This window comes from Clavibacter sp. MX14-G9D (genome assembly GCF_032917815.1).
Classification (GTDB): Bacteria; Actinomycetota; Actinomycetes; order Actinomycetales; family Microbacteriaceae; genus Clavibacter; species Clavibacter michiganensis_K.
The window spans coordinates 1-18,591 of the sequence record NZ_JAVCVL010000015.1 but is presented as its reverse complement, the minus strand read 5'-3'; the positions used below and the strand labels follow the sequence as shown (position 1 = coordinate 18,591).

Genomic DNA, 18,591 nt, shown 5'->3' with positions numbered 1-18,591 from the left:
CCGTCCTCGCCAGGCTACCGAGCGCGCGGCGGGACGACCGGCGCGACCGTGGACGCGCACCCCGCCCACCGGGGAGACTCGAGCATGGACATCCTCAGCGCCGAGATCATCGTCACCAGCCCCGACCGCAACTTCGTCACCCTGAAGCTCACCACCGAGGACGGCATCACCGGCCTCGGCGACGCGACGCTGAACGGGCGCGAGCTGGCCGTGGTCGCGTACCTGCAGGAGCACGTGGCGCCGCTGCTCATCGGGCGCGACGCGTCCCGCATCGAGGACACCTGGCAGTTCCTGTACCGCAGCGCCTACTGGCGGCGCGGCCCGGTGACGATGGCCGCGATCGCCGCCGTGGACGTCGCGCTCTGGGACATCAAGGCCAAGGCCGCCGGCATGCCGCTCTACCAGCTGCTCGGCGGCGCCTCCCGCACCGGGCTCCTCGCCTACGGCCACGCGTCCGGCAAGTCGAACGAGGAGCTGTTCGACAGCGTGCGCGCGCACCAGGAGCAGGGCTACACGGCGATCCGCGTGCAGACGGGCGTGCCGGGCCTGAAGTCCATCTACGGCATCGCCTCCAACGCGACCTTCGACGGCAACGCGGGGAAGCGCTACGACCACGAGCCCGCCCAGCGCGGCGCCCTGCCCGCCGAGGAGGACTGGGACACCCGCAGCTACCTGCGGCACATCCCCGGCGTCTTCGAGGCGGTGCGCAACGAGTTCGGCCCCGAGCTGCCGCTGCTGCACGACGGGCACCACCGGATGACGCCCATCCAGGCCGCCCAGCTCGGCAAGAGCCTCGAGCCCTACGACCTGTTCTGGCTGGAGGACGTGACGCCCGCGGAGAACCCGGAGGCCCTCCGGCTCGTGCGGCAGCACACGACGACGCCGCTCGCGATCGGCGAGATCTTCAACACCGTGTGGGACTACCAGCAGATCATCCGCGAGCAGCTCATCGACTACGTGCGCTCCGCCGTGACGCACACCGGGGGGATCACGCACCTGCGGAAGGTGCTCGACTACGCGGCGCAGTACCAGATCAAGTCCGGCATGCACGGACCGACCGACATCTCCCCCGTCGGCATGGCCGCCGCGATGCACCTCGGGCTCGCGATCCACAACTTCGGCATCCAGGAGTACATGCAGCACGGCGCGGCGACCGACCGCGTCTTCCAGCAGTCCTTCACCTGGTCGGACGGGTTCCTGCACCCGGGCGAGCAGCCCGGCATCGGCGTCGACCTCGACGTCGACGAAGCCGGCAAGTATCCCTACGAGAAGGCCTACCTGCCGTTCAACCGGCTCGCCGACGGGACCGTGCACGACTGGTGACGGGTCGTTAGTCCGCCTGGCGCACGGACTGCCGCGGACGCGGCGGCGGGTGCTTCGCTGGAGGGGACGCCCCGCGGATCCGCCGGCCGGCGCCGACGACGGAGGAGTCCCCATGCCCGCATTCGAGAAGGTCACCGTGCTCGGAGCCGGGGTGCTGGGGGCGCAGATCGCGTTCCAGGCCGCGAACCACGGCAAGGACGTCACGGCCTACGACGTGGACGACGCCGCGCTCGAGGCGGCGCGGGGTCGGCTGGACGCGATCGTCGCGCAGTTCGTCGCCGACGCCGGCGAGGATCACCGCGCCGCGGCCACGGAGGCCGCCGCGGGGATCGCGCTCACCAGCGACCTCGCGGCGGCCGTCGCCGATGCCGACCTCGTCATCGAGGCGGTGCCGGAGCGCCTGGAGCTCAAGCAGGACGTGTACCGCCGCATCGCGGACGCAGCGCCGGCGCGGACGGTCTTCGCGACCAACTCCTCGACCCTCTTGCCGAGCGCGATCGCCGACTCCACCGGTCGGCCCGACCGCTTCCTCGCGCTGCACTTCGCGAACCACGTGTGGGTGCAGAACACCGCCGAGATCATGGGCACCGAGCGCACGTCGCCCGAGGTCTTCGACCGGGTCGTCGCCTTCGCGGAGGAGATCGGGATGGTGCCGATCCCGCTGAGGAAGGAGCAGCCGGGCTACGTGCTCAACTCGCTCCTCGTGCCGCTGCTCGAGGCCGCCGCGGCCCTCGTGCTGAAGGGGGTGGCGGATCCCGCCACGGTCGACACCACGTGGCGCATCGCCACCGGCGCGCCCCTCGGCCCGTTCCAGATCTACGACGTCGTCGGCCTCCGCACCGCCTACGCGATCTCCGCCGCGAGCGACGACCCGGGCGCCCAGGCGTGGGCCGCGCACCTCAAGAGCGAGTACCTCGACCAGGGCAAGCTCGGCGTGGAGTCGGGCGAGGGGTTCTACGCGTACCGGTGAGCGCGCGTCCCCCGAAAGGGAACAGGGCTCCTCCCGCGTCATCGCCGCGGGCTCGTTAGGTTCGATGGGGATCCCCGAGCACCTCGCCGCATGGGACATCGACGAACGGAGTCGCTCGCATGCCGACCGCACCTGTCCTCCTCTTCCTCCACGGCATCGGCGACGGCGACCTGGAGGACACCTGGAAGACGCACCTCACGAGCGGGCTGGCAGACCTCGGCTATCCGGACCTCGCGGGGATCGACGTCGTCGCACCGAAGTACGCGCATGCGCTGCGCGGCTCGGACGAGAAGCAGACCCTGCCCGGCCTCACCGTGAAGCAGCCGGTCCGCGAGGCGGCGCGTACGAACCGTCGCGAGTTCGAGCAGCGCATGGGCGCCATCGAGTTCCGTCTCGGACGTGACGATTCCGGCCCTGGCATCCCGTACGCGGAGGCCACGTTCGACGCGGCACTCCGCAACAGCAGGTTCGCCCAGGCCCACAACTACGCGACCGATGCGCAGATCCGAGCCCAGGTGCTCAACCTCATCCTCGACCGCATCCCCGCGGGGCGGGACATCGTCCTCGTCGGTCACAGCTTGGGCTCCGTGATCGCGGCCGACCTCCTGCGGCGTCTTCCCGCGGAGACGCGCGTGACCGGGTTCGTGACGATCGGGAGCCCGCTCGCGCACGGGAGCGTCAACGTCGACAAGCTGCGCGACGTCCTGCAGGAACCGCCCGCGAACCTCGGCTGGTGGGTCAACTTCTGGAACTTCGGCGACCCGGTCTCGGCCCACCGCGGCCTGTCCTCCGTCTTCCCCTGGCTCGTCGACTTCCGCATCGACACGCGGCAGTTCGGGATCCCCGCCCATGCTGCCGCGGCCTACCTCGCTCACCGCGCCGTCGCCGCCGCGGTCGGCTTCGCCCTCTTCGGCTCGCTCTCGCGGGAGATCGCCCGCACGGAGCGGGGTGTGGACATCGCCCTGGATGCGACCGAGACGCTGACCCTCCTGGCACTCCGATACGGGCACCTGACGGCACAGCAGCTGGAAGGCTCCGATCGAGAGCGGTTCATCGGCGCCCTGCGCCTCGTCCAGGCCGCGGCCGTCGAGGAGATGAAGCAGCGCAACGAGGCTGAGCACCGACCTCTGGCCTCCGCCATCGCCGCGCTCGCCTTCGACGTCTCCGACGCTGAGGCCGTGGCGCCCGAGCCTGCGCCCAGCCGACACCTCTCCAAGGAGCAGGCGGTAGTGGTGATGACGGTTCTCGCCACGGAGAACGTCATCCGGCCGTTCGAGATCAATGTCCCCAAGGACAAGCGGCAGCGGGCCATGGAGGACCTGACGGCGGAGATGGGCCTGACCAGCCGTTACGGCGCCGACGTATTCGCTGCCGCCAAGGAGGCGCAGGACGTCCTCACGGCGAGCCGCAACGTCAACTGGCTCAAGTGGGGAGCCGTGGGGGCCGGCGCCGCAGCCATCGTCGTCGCGACAGGCGGACTCGCCCTGGCTGCGGGCGCGGGGCTCGCCGGCGCGGCAGCGCTCACCAGCGCCCTCGCGGCCTTCGGCCCCGGTGGGATGATCGGAGGCCTGCTGACCGCGGGCTCGCTCGTGTCCGCGGGCGGAGGGGGCATCGCATTCGGTCTCGCGAACACGGGAACGGCTGCGGAGACGGTCGAGTCCGTCGTCCAGACCCGACTGGCTGCGACGATCCTGCGGAAGCGCCAGGGGCTCGAGCCCGACCGAGCGGTCTGGGACCTCCTCGTCCAGACGGAGATCGCCGTCCGCCGGGAGCACGAGCGGCTCGACGAGTTCAGCGACGAGTCGTCGTCGGCCCTCAAGGAGCTCAAGCGGAAGATCGTCACGATCGAGCGTGCGCTGAAGTACCTGTCCGAGAACGACATGGAGCCCCAGGTTCCGGAGGACGGCGACAGCCGCTCCTGATCCCCCGCATCGACTCTCCTCCCGGCATCCGGGTCCGCCTCAGGAGGAACCCGCTCGCCGCTCATGAGGGATGCGATGTCACGCCGTCGCGGCGGCCACGGGATCCGGCCCCCGGCGCCGCGGCGCGAAGGCAGGGGCCAGGAGCACCGCGACCAGGAACAGCACGGCGACCGGCCACAGCGCGGGCAGGAGCCCGAAGCCCTGGGCCAGCAGGCCGATGAGCGGCGGGCCGATGAAGCTCGCGACGTAGCCGACGCTCGCGACGAGCGTCACGCGGGCGGTCGGGTCGTCGCCCTCCGCCGCGGCGGACATGCCGAGCGGGAAGCCCATCGAGACGCCGACCGACCAGAGGACGACGCCGATCACCAGGGTCACCGTGCCGAGGTCGAGCAGGAACAGGACGACGCCCGCGAGGCCGAGGGCGGAGGTCCAGCGGATCATCGCGGCCCGGCCGAACCGGTCCACCAGCGGGCCGGCGGCGACGCGCACCACCACCTGCGCCCCCGCGTAGATGCCGATCGCGGCGGCGGCGAACGCCTCCGGACGGCCCATCGCGTCGCGGACGGCGACGCTGATCCAGCCGTTCGCGGCCCCCTCGCCGAACTCCGCGGCGAGCATGACGACGCCGATCGCCAGCAGGCGCGCGTCCACGTGCGGGGCCCGTCGCGCCCGCGCCTGGCCGCGTCGTCGCCGCGCGCGACGGGTCCCGCGGCTGCCGGCCGGGACGGCACGCACCAGCACGAGCCCGGCGACCGCGATGACCACGGCCTGCGCGATCAACTGGGCCTCGGCGGTGATCTCGAGCGCCGCGCATCCCGCGCCGACCCCGGCGCCGACGACCGCGCCGGCCGGCCAGGCCGCGTGCATGAGCGGCATGAGGGTGCGGCGCGACAGCCGCTCGATGACGGCGCCGTCGATGTTGATGAGCACGTCGGTGGCGCCGACCCCCGCCCCCGCGATCGCGAACCCGACGAGGAGCACCGCGACGCTCCCGACCGCCACCCCCGCCCCCACGACGCCGACGCCCGCGGCCATCGCGAGGGCCGCGACGGCGAGCGACCGCCGGGCTCCCCCGCCGCCGAGCAGCAGGCGCGACGCGAGGAGGCCCGCGCCGGATCCCGCGGTCGTCGCCAGCAGGACGAACCCGAGCTCCGCATCCCCCAGGTCGAGCCCCGCGCGGATGGACGGGAGCCGGGCGGCCCAGCTCGACAGCGTGAAGCCGCCCAGCGCGAACCCGCCCAGGATGGCGAGGAGCCAGCGGTTCCGAGCTCGTGCAGGGTCGATCCGGTACATGCCGCCTCCGATTACAACGTTGTAATCCGAGCCTAGGACAGGTCGATGCCGCCCGCCACCGCGTCGCCGAGCAGACGGAAGCCGGCCCGGTCGACCGCCTGCTGCCGCGCCGAGAGCACGACCGCCCCGACTCCGGCCTCGCGGTCGACGCCGATCCAGCTCGCGAACCCGCCGGTCATGCCGTTGTGCCACGTGATCGTGCGGCCGCGGTGCTCCAGCGTGATCCAGGCGGCACCGATCCGCACCCGGGGCGAGAGTCCCGCGACCGGATCGAGCGCGGCGAGGCCGGGAGCCGATCCGTCGAGGAGGGAGCGGAGGAAGGCGCCCATCGTGTCGACGCCGGCCCGGATGCCGCCGGCGGGCGCCACGGCCTCCCCGACCCACGCCTCCACCGGGCGGCCGGTCCGCGAGGATCCCCGCAGGTCGGGCGCATCGATCTCCTCCGCGCGCGCGGGCGTGGAGAACCCGTCGCCGAACCGGTCGCGCACGAGCCGCCCGTAGTCGCGTCCCTCGGCGCTCGCCAGCCCGTGACCGAGCAGCTGGAACCCGAGGTTCGAGTACCGCGGGCGTCGCGGGCCCAGCCGCACGCCCCGCGTCTGCTCGAGGAGCTCCGCGAGCGAGTCGCCGTACGGGTTCGCCCCCCGCAGGGAGGAGGCGACGCTGCGGCGGAGCACGTGCATCCCCGGCGCCAGGCGCGGGAGGCCGGAGGCGTGGACGGCCAGGCTCGCCAGGGTCACGGAGGCGACCTCCCCGTGGGCGGTGAGCGGGAGCAGCTCCCCAAGCACCGTGGTCGGCGCGACGACGCCGCGGCGCACCGCGTCGGCGTAGAGCATGCCCGTGACGACCTTGGAGATCGAGCCGATCTCGAAGGCGCTCCGCCGGTCCGCGCGCGCCGTGGCGACGAGCACCCGCCGCGGGGAGGCGACCGCCACCGCTGCCGGCCAGGACGTGCGGTGCGCCCGGCCCGCCGCCTCGCGCAGCTCAGCGTCCCCGGTCCAGTCGCTGCGCATGGCGTGATCCCCTCCGTCGGCGCCGAGCGTGCCGGCGAGCGTGCGGGTCGTCAACACCTGTTGACGACCTCCCTCGCCCGACCGTATCGGCACACGCTCCTCGAGTCAACGAGTGTTGACGCCCCGGCTAGCAGCGCCCGGGCGCGCCGCTACTGCTTGCCGTACCTGCGGTGGACCGCCTGCTTGCTCACGCCGAGGCACTCCGCGATGGCCTCCCAGGACAGGCCGGCCTGCCGGGCGCTGCGCACGAGGCCCGCCTCCGTGCGCGCGAGCTCGCCCCGGAGCTCCGCGACGATGCGCAGGGCGGCGGCGGGCCCCTCGCCGCTCAGCGACTCGGCGAGCCCTCGCAGCCGGTCCGTCGTCATCCGTCGATGGTAGTCGACGCCCGCCGGCCGGCCCGGGTCGCTAGGCGCCCCGCGCCCCCAGCACGAACCGCACCAGCCGGCTCACGCTGTCCGCGTGGCCGCCCTCGCGGCCGAGGCCACGGAGCACGATGAGGCCGAGGATCGCGAGGCCCAGCTCCCGGACGGGGGCGTCGGCCGGCAGCTGGCCCGCGCGGATGCCTGCGGCCAGGCGCTCCGACAGGCCGCGATCGACGCCGAGGCTGGCGCTCAGGCGGTCGCCGACGGCCGCGTCCTCCGCGGCGGCCGCGACCAGCGATCGGAGGAGCGGGCCGCCGGTCGGCGCGTCGAGCACGGCGAGCACGTCGGTGAGCCAGCGCTCGATGTCGGCGAGGAGGTCGCCCGTGTCGGGCACGTCGAACTCGACCGGGATGAGCCGCCCCTCGGTGAGGCACTCGGCGATGAGCGCGCCGCGGGACGGCCACCACCGGTAGATGGTCTGCTTGCCGACCCCGGCCTCGCGGGCGACGCCCTCCATCGTGAGGTGGTCGTAGCCGCGCGCGTGGATGAGGCGCACGGTGGCGCCCAGGATCGCCTCGCGGGCCGCTTCGCTGCGGACCCGTCCGGTTCGGTGCTCGTTCACCTGCACAGGGTAGCTCCAGAAACTAGACGAGACGTAGCGTATCGTCGAGACGTCTGAAGGAGATCCCATGGCATCACTGCTGTTCCGGCTCGGTTCGCTGGCCGCGCGTCGCGCGTGGCTCGTCATCGTCTCCTGGGTGGTGATCCTCGGCATCGGCGTCGGCTCGTTCCTCGCGTTCGCCGGCACCCTCGGCAACAGCTTCGACATCCCGGGCACCGCGTCCGGCGCGGTCACCGACGAGCTCGCCGAGACGCTGCCCGACACCGCGGGCGGCACGGGCACGGTCGTCTACCGCACCGAGGACGGCCAGGCGTTCACGCCCGAGCAGCAGCAGGACATCTCCGCCCTCGCGACGAGCGCGGGCGACCTGCCGGGCGTCGCCTCGGTGGTGGATCCCTTCGCCGTCACGCAGCAGCGCGCCGACCAGGCCGCGCAGCTCGCGTCCGGCGACGACCAGATCACCGCGGGGCGCGCCCAGCTCGACGCCGCGCAGCAGCAGCTCGACGCCGGCAGGGCGCAGCTCGAGGCCGGCCAGCAGCAGCTCACCGCCGCCCGCCAGCAGGCCGAGGCGGCGGGAGCGCCGGCGGCGCAGCTCGCCCCGCTCGACGCGCAGCAGGCCCAGCTCGACCAGCAGACCGCCGCGCTCCAGGAGCAGCAGGCCACGGTCGACGCGTCGAGGGCGCAGCTCGACTCCGGCGCCGAGCAGGCCGAGCTCGGCCGCACGCTGCTCGGCCTCACGGACGGCATCGGCGTGGTCTCGGAGGACGGTTCCACCGCGATCGTCAACATCTCCTTCACGGATCCGCGCCTCGAGCTCTCCGAGGAGACCAAGGAGGAGGCCATCGCGCACTTCCAGGACGCACCCGTGGCCGGCACCAGCGTCGACTTCGCGACCGACCTGGCGCAGGGCGTCCCCGAGATCTTCGGCATCGGCGAGGTCGTCGGCCTCCTCTTCGCGGCGATCGTCCTCATCGTCATGCTGGGCACGGTCATCGCCGCATCCCTCCCCATCGTCACCGCGGTGGTCGGCGTGGGCGTCGGCGTCACGGCGTCGCTCGCGTTCTCCGGCATCGTCGACATGGCGTCGGTGACCCCGGTGCTCGGCGTGATGCTCGGCCTCGCGGTCGGCATCGACTACTCCCTCTTCATCGTGAACCGGCACCGCAAGCAGATGCTGCAGGGAACCGGCGTGCGCGAGTCCATCGGGCTGGCGACCGGCACCTCGGGCACCGCGGTCGTCTTCGCGGGATCCACCGTGATCGTCGCGCTCCTCGCCCTCAACGTCACGGGCGTCCCGTTCCTCGGGCTCATGGGCACGGTCGGGGCGGTGTGCGTCGCCGTCGCGGTGCTCGTCGCCATCACGCTCACGCCCGCGGTCCTCGGTCTCGCCGGCACCCGGGTGCTGCGCAAGCGCAACCGCGCCGCCGTCGGCCACGAGCGCCACCCGCACCAGGCGGCCAAGGCCCTGGCGCCCATGTCGAACCTCCGCGCGGTGCTCACGGTCGTCGGCACGGTCGTCGCCCTGCTCGTCATCGCGATCCCGAGCCTCTCGCTGCGGCTCGGCCTGCCGGACGGCTCGAGCGAGCCCTCCGGATCCACCAGCGAGCGCGCGTTCTCCACCGTCGCCGACGAGTTCGGCGAGGGCGCGAACGGCCCGCTGCTCGTGGTCGCCGACGTGCCTGCCGGCCTCGCCGACGACGACCTCCTCGCCACGCAGGTCGACGTCGCGCAGACCCTGCACGACCTCGACGACGTGGTCGCCGTCGCCCCGGTCGCGAACACGGACGACAACACGGTGCTCGCGTTCCAGGTGCTGCCGCAGGAGGGCCCGAACAGCGCGTCCACCGAGCAGCTGGTGCAGGACATCCGGGCGCTGCCCGAGCTCGACGGCGGCATCTCGCTCGGCGTCGCCGGCCAGGCCGCCACCAACATCGACATCTCCGAGGCGCTGGCCGCGGTGCTGCCGCTCTACCTGCTGGTGGTCGTCGGCCTGTCGCTGCTGATCCTGATCGTGGTGTTCCGCTCGATCCTCCTGCCGCTCATCGCGACAGGCGGGTTCGTGCTGTCCCTCTTCGCGACCTACGGCCTCATCGTCGCGGTGTTCCAGTTCGGCTGGGGCGCGAGCCTCATCGGCTTGGAGAGCCCGGGGCCGATCCTGAGCTTCCTGCCGGTGATCCTCGTCGGGATCCTGTTCGGCCTCGCGATGGACTACCAGCTCTTCCTCGCCTCCGGCATGCGGGAGGCGTACGTGCACGGCGCGTCCGCCCGGCTCGCGGTGGTGCAGGGGTTCCGGGCCGGCCGCGCGGTCGTCACCGCGGCGGCGCTGATCATGGTGTCGGTGTTCGGCGGGTTCATCTTCTCGGAGTCGACCATCATCCGGTCCATCGGCTTCGGTCTCGCGTTCGGCGTGCTGCTCGACGCGTTCGTGGTGCGCATGCTGCTGATGCCCGCGCTCATGCACCTGCTCGGCCGCTCGGCCTGGTGGCTGCCGCGCTGGCTCGACCGGATCCTGCCGGACGTGGACATCGAGGGCGCCGCGCTGGAGCGCACGCACCCGGGCGCCGCGGAACCGGTGCCGGCGGATGCGCTCCCCGACGGCCTCCCGGCCGACGGCGGGCACGGCGCCCACGCGGCACCGCCCACCCCGACGACGATCCAGGCCGAGACAGCCGCCGCCCCGCGCGACTGAGACGGAATCGCGCCGGTCACCCTCGGGTCCCCAGGGAGACCGGCCGGACCCGGAGCGGTCGCGCGGCGCCGGGACGTCGTCGCTCCGTGTCAACCCCGCGGACGCCACGTCGAGAGCCCCGTAACGTCTTGTGCATGAACCATCAGCGCGGCGCCGACTCGACCTCCCTCCCGTCCGGTGCGGTCGACCGGACGATCCGCTCGACCGGCGCCTAGGCGGGACCGGCGATGGGCCGCCTGGTCTACGGCGCCTCGACCCGCGTCGACGTCGACGACCGCGCGCTCGCCCACCTGCAGCTCGTCATCGTCGCCAAGCTGCGCCGACGGGAGGGCTTCGCGTTCTCCTGGCGGAACCCGGGCTCCGAGGGCGGCGGGCGACGGACCGTCTGGATCCACCCGGGCGTCCCGGTGGAGTTCCACTTCGCCGAGGACGCACCCGCCATCGACCGCGCGTGGGCCGAGGCGCTCATGCGCACGGCCGACACGGCCGCGGGCCTGCACCTCGTCCCGGAGCCCGGGGCCGGGGTGCCCGGTGCGGGGGCGCCGGGCCCTGTCCTCCTCGTTGACGCTCCATGAGGACGCCGGCGTGCGGCGCCAGGAAGCGGGTGGCAGAACCGAGGACTCGAGGACCTGACGCGCGAGGGGTGAGTGCGCGGCGGCCCTCTGGTGCGCTCTCGCGCCTGCGGAGGAGCGCGAAGTGCTGCGCCTAGGGCAGCACGTCGGCCAGGGCGATCGTCATCGTCTGGGTCAGGTTCCGATCGACCCGAGCGTAAAGCGGCCGGAGAGCGGTCTGAGCGTGCTTCGTGTGGACGAAACCCCTCGTATCGAAGACAGCGACGACGATCCCGTCACGCTGCAGCGCCCAGAATCGACCGGCCTCGAACTCGTCTGGCAGGCCGGACGCGAGGAAGAAGGCGTGGTGGAGACGAGCGCTGGGGAACACTCCTGGCAGAGGCGAGTGATCACCCGCCGAAGGATGGATGAGCGGCACCGCGTAGCCGTCACGCTCCAGGCTCATCACCCTCAGGGCCCAGTCCGACCGGTCGTTGACCAGGTGGTTCACCACTCGCGCCATCAGGCGCAGGGTCACCAGCCTGCCCGTGCTGACGGGCGGCTCGTCACCGGGCGCGAGTCCGGCGGCCCGCTCGATCTCCTTCACGGCCCAATGCGCGTCTTCGTGACCGACGATGTCGGCTGTCGAGATCATTCCGATGTGGTCCGGGTGCACGTGGATGCGACCGCGGCGGTTGAAGTCGATGTGCACAGGACCAGCGGTGGAATCTCCGAGCAGCGTGAGGCAGTCGTAGAAGCCCTCCATCGGGTACGTCTCGATGAGCGCCAGGTGCTGATTGCGCCGGATGAGCTCCGTTGCGACCCACCAGTGCGCCGCGGTGGAGTACCGGGCAGACGGCTGGACCGCCTCGTTCACGAAGAGACCGCCCGAGGGTGAGCGGAGGGAGATCGGGGATCGTGCATGTCGTTCCGCTGCTCGCCCTCCTCGGTGATGAGCTTCTCCCCATTCGGACCCTCCATGCCGATGTATCGGAATTCCCAGAAGCCGTCGATCTGCGTTTCGCTGGTGCAGACGTACACGGCATGCAGGCTGAAGGCGCTGGGCTGGCTCATGGGGATGCGAGCGACGGAGCCGGTCAGCTTGTCGCCGGAGAGCGCCACCGGGAGATCTCCCGTCATGAACCCGTCCCGAGGGCCGCCGAAGTAGGCGCAGAACAATGTCGGGTCCTGATTCGCCGCAGACTCGTGGGTACTCATCGCATTCTCCGCTCGGCTCGAGGTGATGGCTCCAGTCTGACGCGACGCACTGACATGGGAGTGGAGCGGTCGGGCGACGGCGTCATCCGACGATCAGCAGCTGCGGCGAATGCTCCCGGTTCGACGGCCTGATAGGAAGAGCGCGTGCCTTCCCCTCACCTCTTCGTCGCCCGGGGCGATCTCCTGCATCTCGCCTGCGATGCCTGGCTCCTGCCCACCGACAGATTCCTCTCCCTCACCTCTTTCTGGGATTCCCTCTCCCGATTGCGCGAGCGCGTCGCGGAGGTGCGCACAGATCGCTTCTCCACCGGAGTGCAGGTGGCGCTGCCGCTCGTCCCCATCGAGGGCGAGCCGACACCCGTCCTGACCGCGGTACCCGACCGAGCCGTCCAGCACGCCGCAGATGCCGAAGGGCTCGCAGACGTGGCCCGCCGGCTCCGCGAGTTCGTCGAGCACGCGTCCCGCACGGCCCACGCCCACCGGGCGACCAGTCGACCCTTGCCGCTCCTCGCGGTACCGACGTTCGCGACCGCGGGCGGCGGATCGGGAGCGGTTCGCGATGCCCTGCTCACGCAGCAGATCGAGGTCCTCCGTGTGCTCGCCGTCGAATTCGCCGTCGACATCGTGATCGTCACGCGGCATGACGACGCCCACGCCTTCGCGCAGACGCGGCGGCGTCAGGACGCGGCGAGATCATGGCCCGAACTGACCGCGCCGATGCTCGCGGAGGTGTACGCCCTGGCCGCTCGAGCCCGCAGGCGTCGACTCGTCCCCTTCCTCGGGGCGGGGACGAGCGTCAGCGCGGGCGGCCCGTCGTGGGGCTCCCTGCTGCATGACCTCGGGGAGCGGATCGGACTCGACGCGGCGACCGCGGCCTCCTTGCGCGAGAAGGACGTCCTCGACCAGGCCTCGTACCTCGCGGCGCTGCATGAGGAGCAGACGCCCGGCAGCTTCGCCGTCGCGGTAGCCGAGGAGATCGGGGCTCTTCAGCGCTACGGCCTCGCGCCGGCGCTGCTCACGGCGATCGACTCCGAGCAGGCGATCACCTTGAACTACGACAGGCTCTTCGAGACCGCCGCCGCGGATGCCGGGGCTCCGCGCTCGATCATCCCCGGGCCGCACGAGGGCGAGCACGAGCGCTGGCTCCTGAAGCTGCACGGCACGGTCGATGATCCGGCTTCCATCGTCCTCACACGCGACGACTACCTCGGCTTCGACTCCACCCGACGCGCGCTCTCCTCCATCGTGAAGGCCACCCTCGCGACCCGACACCTGCTGTTCGTCGGCTTCGGGCTCGCCGACGATCACTTCCACGAGATCGTGCACGACGTCCGGCGGGCGTTCCCCTCGAGCGAGACGGGCACCCTCGCGACCGCGCTGACCCTCTTCTCGGATCCTCTGGACGAGAGGATCTGGCACGGACGCCTGCAGCTCGTCCCCATGCTGCCGATCCCCCATGACGGTTCGCGGGTGGGAGAGGCGGCGCGGCTGCTCGAGATCTTCCTCGACGCCCTGGCCGCCTTCGCGACCGACGCGCACACCTACCTGCTCGCCAACGGGCACGAGAGTGCGCTCACGCCCGCGGAGCTCCGGCTGCGGACGCGCTTGGCGGCGGTGCTGCGCGACGCGACGGAGGACGAGCGGGCGACCGGCGCCTGGTTGGAGGTCGCGGCCATGGGGGCGCGCTTGGGCTCCGGCGGGCGCCGGGACTAGCGCGGTCACCGAGCCGATGAAGCGGTGACGACGCCGTCCTCCCATTGCACCGCCCAATGCATGGCATCCGTGAAGTGCAGCATCCCGACGGTGGGCATGAGGCGCGGAGGGCTCCCGCCGCGGCCGACGAAGATGCCGGCCGCCTCGAGGACGAGCAGGAGTCCCTGCCACGTGCGACCGGGGAAGTGCTCGTCCACGAAGGCGTCGGTGATGCCGCGGCTCTGGGGGATCCAGTGGATGTGGTGCAGGAACCGGGCCAGCTCGGCGGCCGTGCGGTGCTCGGCGAGCTCCTCGAAGTCGATCTCGGTCCGCGAGGTCGCCTCCGGGCGCATGCCGCGCACGTCGCGGATGTCGAGGGCGCCGCGCATCCGCCAGCCACCGCCGACCTCGTCGGACTCTGCGGGGAATTCGTCCGCCGCCTCGACGAGGCGGACGGCCCGGTCGACATCGGCGGCGGACCGGATCGTCGCGCGCCTGATGAGATGCGCGTCAGCGAAGAAGCGCGCGTCGAGGGCATCACCGGCACGGAGTCCGTCAGCACGGGCGAGGAGCCGCGCCCGGGCGCCCTCCCACGACAGGGAACTGGGGATCCGGAAGATGTAGGGGAGCTGTTCGGGCATGGCGGTCCTGTCCATCGGGCTTGCGGCGACCGACCGGCCACCGCCCGTTCTTCCCCTGGGGCACCCGGTCGATGGATCGGGTTGCCGTGCGGCCGGCCAGGTACCGATGGCCGCAACTCCGGAACGTGAAGACGACATTAGCGATGACCACCGACAGCCATGACCGAGGGACGGTAGCTGACGCGACGCAATGCGGCTCACTCGCCGGCGGTGGGGGAAGCCGGCGCGGACCGCTTCCTTCGATTCAGGCGATCCGGCTGGCCGCGCGCTCGAGGGCGGTCGTGAATTCAGCACGCTTGTTTGGCTGCTTGAAGGAGAGGTTCGATGGATGCCAGGTCCGGATCACCGAGGGCCCGCCTTCGATGTGCGGCTCGATGAACGAAGTCTAACCCTGCTGGGCCTTGAGACCGCAGAGGACGACGACCAGGAGATCCGGCAGGAGCCGCATGAGACCCCGAAGCTCGATCGCTCCTTGCGCGAGCTCCGTCGGCCCCGGGTGGACTGACGCCTTTCCGAGGACCCAGGGGCAGATGTTCCACGACAGCGTGTGCTCGTGCATTCCGGCGTCGTTGCGTGCAAGCCAGTTGTTCTGGGCGGTCGGATCGTCGTTGTCCGTGCTGATGAATCCGGAGCCGCCCCACTCCGGCACCGTCTTCGGACCCGGCGCCTCGAACACCATGAGAGCGCGCGTCCCTATGCCGCCACCGACCTCGGCGGGATCGAAGTCCGGGATCATGATGTCCGGCCGCCTCGCTCGCCGCCGAGCGAGTACGTCTTCCTTCCATTCCACGAGCGGTCGCACGTGCTCCACGGTCTCGAGCATGTGGCGGCGCTCAGCGAGTCGGGCCTCGTCCTTGAGCCCTCGGGGCGCGTCCATGTACATGGCGTCAGGTTAAGGGCGCCACGTGTCAGGTCGTCAGACGGCGACAGCGGGATAGACCACCAGAGAACCGTCGTGGCTTCGTTCGATGTCGATCGCGACGTCCGCATTGGAGGATCCACCGAGGAGGCCAGCGTCCAGGCCGCGGAGACGGTATGCCGAACGCAGGAGACTGTCGACCTCAGCAGGAGTGAAGACGGCGTGACGAATGCCCGTGCGGCGCTTCAACTCGAGGCTCGACAGTCGAGCGAGGATCGCGATGAGCCCGCTCTCGAGGTCATTGACGCGCCTTTCGTCTTCCTTCAGCGCACCGACGAAGTCTCGGGCAACACGCCTGTGATCGGCGGGTTCGCCGCGGCGGCCAGCGCGCCCGCCGTCGCGCCTGCCGCGACCCCGGCAGCGATCACGGCGACGGAACCGGTCGCGACCGCGGCTGCTCCCGACCTCGTCGCGGAGATCCGCAAGCTCGCCGACCTTCGCGCGGAGGGCGTCCTCGACGACGAGGAGTTCGCCGCGGCGAAGCGGAAGCTCCTGGAGCTCTGACGTCGGCGGGAGGGACACGGTCGTCCTGCGCGCAGGACCGCCGACGTCCTCACCCCATGACGAGCACGCCGGCGTGCGGCGCGAGGAAGCTGTCGAGCACCAGCTCCGCGGCGCCCTGCGCGGCGATCTGCTCCCCCACCGGGCTGCCCGCCACCCGGAACCCCGGTCGCGCGACGACGAGCTCGCGCTGCACCGCCTCCTCCAGCACGGGCAGGAACGTGGCGCGGAGCCGGTTCCACGCGGGTCCGCCGAGGACCACGCGCGGCACGTCGAGGAAGTTGACGAGGACCGCGATCCCGGATGCCACGCGCCGCGCGGCGCGCGATAGGAGGGCCATGGCCACCGGATCGCCGCCGGCCGCCAGCTCGGACAGGCGCGTGAGCGCGTCGTCGAGCGCGAGGTAGTCGGCGAGGTCGGGAAGCGGCATGAGCCCTGCCTGCACCGCCTGGATCACGAGCGCCTCCGGCACGCACGCCGCCGCGAGCCCGCCGCGCCGGCCGACCCACCCGAGGTCCTCCGCTGCCGGGTCCACGAGGATGTCCCCGATCTCGCCGACGTTGTTGCTCGTCCCGCGGAGCACCTGGCTCTCGGAGACCACCGACGCACCCACGCCGGATCCGAGGTAGAGGAACAGGAAGTCGGCATCGGCGGTGGCGCGCAGCTCGGCGGTCGCGGCGGCCGTGACGTCCTTGTCGAGCAGCACCGGCATTCCCGTCGCCGCGTGCAGGTCGGCGCGCAGCCGCACATGCCGCCAGCGCGGGAGCTGGGGCGGGGCGATCATCACGCCCGAGCGGACGTCGAGCGGGCCCGGCACCGCGACGCCGAGGCCGAGGACCCGTGCTCCCTCTACGCCGGACGCCCGGACCATCTCGTCGACGCTCCGGGCGATGAGCGCAGTGGTGTCGTCGGGGTCCGGCGACTGGGGCGTGCGGAGCTCTCGGCTGTCGCGGATCGTGCCCGCGATGTCGAGCAGGAGCACGGTGAGGCGAGCCGGGTCGACGTGCACGCCGACCGCGCACGCGCCGTCCGGATCCACCGAGAGCGGAATGCTCGGACGGCCGCGGCTGGTGTCAGCGGGCGCGCTCTCGCGGATCATGCCCTTGTCGATGAGCCGGCGGGTGATGTTCGAGATGGTCTGCGAGGCGAGGCCGGAGATCCGCTGTAGGTCGGCACGGCTGCGGCCCGGTTCCCGCCGCACCAGATCGAGCACGACCGCCTGGTTGTAGTCCGCCAGCCTCGGGAGGTTGCTGCCTCGGGGCACATCCCCTCCTCGCGGTCCGGTCGGCGCCCGCGGACGGGCGCCGCGAGGCATCCGTCGAAGCTACCGCAGCCGGACTGACCCTCCGCGGGGGCTGCGCTCCGCGGATCACGATCCCGGTGATCGCCACCGTTGACGCTTATGACCTCATGTCCTAACATCGCATCCAGCGCTTTATCCCATCGAAGTGGCAAAGTGGCCGACGGACGAGGCGCGGAGAGAGGCATCGCAATGAAGCGTTCCCGCGTGATCGCGGCCCTCGTCACCGGAACCGTCGCCGTCGGGCTCAGCGCCTGCGCGAGCGGCGGCGGTGGCGGATCCGGAGAGGACGGCCCCGTGACCATCACGATCATGGAGACGAAGCAGACCAACATCGACGCCATCGGCGCCGTCATCCCGGGCTTCGAGGCTCAGATGAAGGAGGAGGGCAAGGAGATCCGGGTCGAACTGATCGCCGATCAGCTCACCGACGAGCAGTTCATGACCAAGATGACGCAGCAGCTCATCGCGGGACAGGCGCCGGACGTGCTCGACATCGGCGAGAACATGGCCATCGCGTGGTCCTCGGCCGGCTATCTCGAGCCGCTCGACGGCTACCTGGAGGAGTGGGACGGCTGGTCGCACTACTACCCCGCCGTCAAGGAGGCGATGACCCGCCAGGACGGCAGCATCTACAGCCTGCCCTCGGGCGCGGGGGTCCTCAACCTCTTCATCCGCCAGGACGTGCTGCAGGAGGTCGGCGTCGACACCTCCCAGCCCGAGACCTGGGACGAGCTGATCGACCGGCTCGTGCAGGTCAAGGAGAAGACCGGCGGCACCCCCATCGTCATCCCGGCGGGGACCGCGTGGGGCGGCGGCACGTGGGGCGAGGGCTTCCAGCCGCTGCTCGGCGGCACCGACACGGGCTACTACGACACCGAGACGGACACGTGGGACCTCGAGAGCCCGGGCTGGCTCGCCGTCTTCGAGCTGTACGCCGAGCTAGTCGAGAAGGGCCTCATGCCGGTGGAGGACCTCCAGAACCCGAACCCCTGGGAGCCGACGAAGTACGAGAAGTTCCCCGAGGGCGAGATCCAGGTCGCCGCGCAGGGCACGTGGGGATGGAAGTTCGACTGGGGGCCCGAGGGCGCGACCCCGATCGACGGGCTCGACGAGAAGGTGACCACCTGGCAGTTCCCGGGCCTGCGCTCCGGCGACGAGCCCTACGGGTGGAGCAGCACCGGTGGTGGCTACGCCATCTCCGAGCAGTCGGAGAACAAGGACGCCGCGATGGAGTTCATCGAGTACCTGTCCACAGGCGAGCCCCTCGCCGAACAGCTGACGGCCTCGGGTGCGGCCTCGGCCCGTGACGACCTCGACGACGTGGCGCCCTACTCCGAGGAGCCGCGCCTGCTGGAGGCCGGCGAGGACCTGGCCGACAGCATCTACGTGGTGACGGGCGACGGCGCGGACCAGATCGGGCAGGCGGTGGCCTCCGCGACGGAGCTGATCCTCAGCGGCAAGGCCGACGGCCAGGAGGCGTACGACGCGTTCGTGAAGGACGCTACGGACCTGCTCGGGCCGGCCCTGGTGAAGGAGTGACGTCGGTCATCGACGCCGCCATACCGGTGCAGGCGG

The 18,591-nt window shown here is 71.8% G+C and carries 17 protein-coding genes and 1 riboswitch; of the genes, 8 read left to right on the top strand and 9 right to left on the bottom strand.

Annotated features, from left to right (window positions below; translation table 11 throughout):
- The first annotated feature begins 84 nt into the window (after positions 1 to 84).
- From manD to Q6969_RS03055, 3 genes are all read left to right on the top strand, one after another.
- Positions 85 to 1,323, top strand: a complete 1,239-nt coding sequence (gene manD, locus Q6969_RS03065) for a D-mannonate dehydratase ManD (RefSeq protein WP_317229116.1) — start codon at positions 85 to 87, stop codon at positions 1,321 to 1,323.
- 112 nt (positions 1,324 to 1,435) lie between these two features.
- A complete protein-coding gene (locus Q6969_RS03060; protein ID WP_317229115.1) occupies positions 1,436 to 2,293 on the top strand; it encodes a 3-hydroxyacyl-CoA dehydrogenase in 858 nt (285 codons plus the stop codon).
- A gap of 119 nt (positions 2,294 to 2,412) precedes the next feature.
- Positions 2,413 to 4,215 carry an alpha/beta fold hydrolase gene (locus tag Q6969_RS03055; protein WP_104290730.1) on the top strand — a complete coding sequence of 601 codons (1,803 nt, stop codon included), beginning with the start codon at positions 2,413 to 2,415 and terminating at the stop codon, positions 4,213 to 4,215.
- Positions 4,216 to 4,293: 78 nt separating this feature from the next.
- Here the strand turns inward: Q6969_RS03055 and Q6969_RS03050 are convergent, their stop codons facing one another.
- From Q6969_RS03050 to Q6969_RS03035, 4 genes are all read right to left on the bottom strand, one after another.
- Positions 4,294 to 5,508, bottom strand: a complete 1,215-nt coding sequence (locus Q6969_RS03050) for an MFS transporter (RefSeq protein ID WP_317229114.1) — start codon at positions 5,506 to 5,508, stop codon at positions 4,294 to 4,296.
- A gap of 32 nt (positions 5,509 to 5,540) precedes the next feature.
- Complete coding sequence (locus tag Q6969_RS03045; RefSeq protein WP_317229113.1) at positions 5,541 to 6,518, bottom strand: serine hydrolase domain-containing protein; 978 nt, start codon at positions 6,516 to 6,518, stop codon at positions 5,541 to 5,543.
- Between the two features lie 149 nt (positions 6,519 to 6,667).
- Positions 6,668 to 6,883 (bottom strand): AsnC family protein, encoded by a 216-nt coding sequence (locus tag Q6969_RS03040; protein ID WP_317229112.1) that lies wholly within the window; start codon positions 6,881 to 6,883, stop codon positions 6,668 to 6,670.
- 40 nt (positions 6,884 to 6,923) lie between these two features.
- A complete protein-coding gene (locus Q6969_RS03035; protein ID WP_258071870.1) occupies positions 6,924 to 7,502 on the bottom strand; it encodes a TetR/AcrR family transcriptional regulator in 579 nt (192 codons plus the stop codon).
- A gap of 67 nt (positions 7,503 to 7,569) precedes the next feature.
- Between Q6969_RS03035 and Q6969_RS03030 the strand changes: the two genes are divergently transcribed.
- Together Q6969_RS03030 and Q6969_RS03025 are read left to right on the top strand one after the other, a co-directional pair.
- Positions 7,570 to 10,191, top strand: a complete 2,622-nt coding sequence (locus tag Q6969_RS03030) for an MMPL family transporter (RefSeq protein WP_317229111.1) — start codon at positions 7,570 to 7,572, stop codon at positions 10,189 to 10,191.
- Between the two features lie 227 nt (positions 10,192 to 10,418).
- Positions 10,419 to 10,766, top strand: a complete 348-nt coding sequence (locus Q6969_RS03025; protein ID WP_317229110.1) for an ATP-dependent DNA ligase — start codon at positions 10,419 to 10,421, stop codon at positions 10,764 to 10,766.
- Between the two features lie 130 nt (positions 10,767 to 10,896).
- On the opposite strand, the gene Q6969_RS03020 is transcribed toward Q6969_RS03025, so the two are convergent.
- Positions 10,897 to 11,619 (bottom strand): hypothetical protein, encoded by a 723-nt coding sequence (locus Q6969_RS03020; protein WP_317229109.1) that lies wholly within the window; start codon positions 11,617 to 11,619, stop codon positions 10,897 to 10,899.
- The gene (locus Q6969_RS03015; protein ID WP_317229108.1) at positions 11,616 to 11,960 is read right to left on the bottom strand and encodes a hypothetical protein; all 345 of its coding nucleotides are present in this window, start codon (positions 11,958 to 11,960) and stop codon (positions 11,616 to 11,618) included. The genes Q6969_RS03020 and Q6969_RS03015 overlap by 4 nt, the downstream gene beginning before the upstream one ends.
- A gap of 144 nt (positions 11,961 to 12,104) precedes the next feature.
- Here Q6969_RS03015 and Q6969_RS03010 point away from each other — a divergent pair, with 144 nt between their 5' ends.
- Entirely contained in the window at positions 12,105 to 13,673 is a 1,569-nt protein-coding gene (locus Q6969_RS03010; RefSeq protein ID WP_317229107.1) for an SIR2 family protein, read from the top strand.
- A gap of 5 nt (positions 13,674 to 13,678) precedes the next feature.
- Here the strand turns inward: Q6969_RS03010 and Q6969_RS03005 are convergent, their stop codons facing one another.
- A complete protein-coding gene (locus Q6969_RS03005; protein WP_317229106.1) occupies positions 13,679 to 14,293 on the bottom strand; it encodes a hypothetical protein in 615 nt (204 codons plus the stop codon).
- Positions 14,294 to 14,304: 11 nt separating this feature from the next.
- Positions 14,305 to 14,418: riboswitch (SAM riboswitch) on the bottom strand.
- Positions 14,419 to 14,678: 260 nt separating this feature from the next.
- Positions 14,679 to 15,176, bottom strand: coding sequence for a uracil-DNA glycosylase (locus Q6969_RS03000; RefSeq protein ID WP_317229105.1), 498 nt, complete (start codon positions 15,174 to 15,176; stop codon positions 14,679 to 14,681).
- A 72-nt stretch (positions 15,177 to 15,248) separates the two neighbouring features.
- On the opposite strand from Q6969_RS03000, the gene Q6969_RS02995 reads away from it, so the two are divergent.
- Positions 15,249 to 15,716, top strand: coding sequence for an SHOCT domain-containing protein (locus tag Q6969_RS02995; protein WP_317229104.1), 468 nt, complete (start codon positions 15,249 to 15,251; stop codon positions 15,714 to 15,716).
- 49 nt (positions 15,717 to 15,765) lie between these two features.
- Here Q6969_RS02995 and Q6969_RS02990 read toward each other — a convergent pair whose 3' ends face one another.
- The gene (locus Q6969_RS02990; protein ID WP_317229103.1) at positions 15,766 to 16,977 is read right to left on the bottom strand and encodes an ROK family transcriptional regulator; all 1,212 of its coding nucleotides are present in this window, start codon (positions 16,975 to 16,977) and stop codon (positions 15,766 to 15,768) included.
- Between the two features lie 333 nt (positions 16,978 to 17,310).
- Here Q6969_RS02990 and Q6969_RS02985 point away from each other — a divergent pair, with 333 nt between their 5' ends.
- Positions 17,311 to 18,555, top strand: coding sequence for an extracellular solute-binding protein (locus Q6969_RS02985; protein ID WP_317229102.1), 1,245 nt, complete (start codon positions 17,311 to 17,313; stop codon positions 18,553 to 18,555).
- The last annotated feature ends 36 nt before the right edge of the window (positions 18,556 to 18,591 follow it).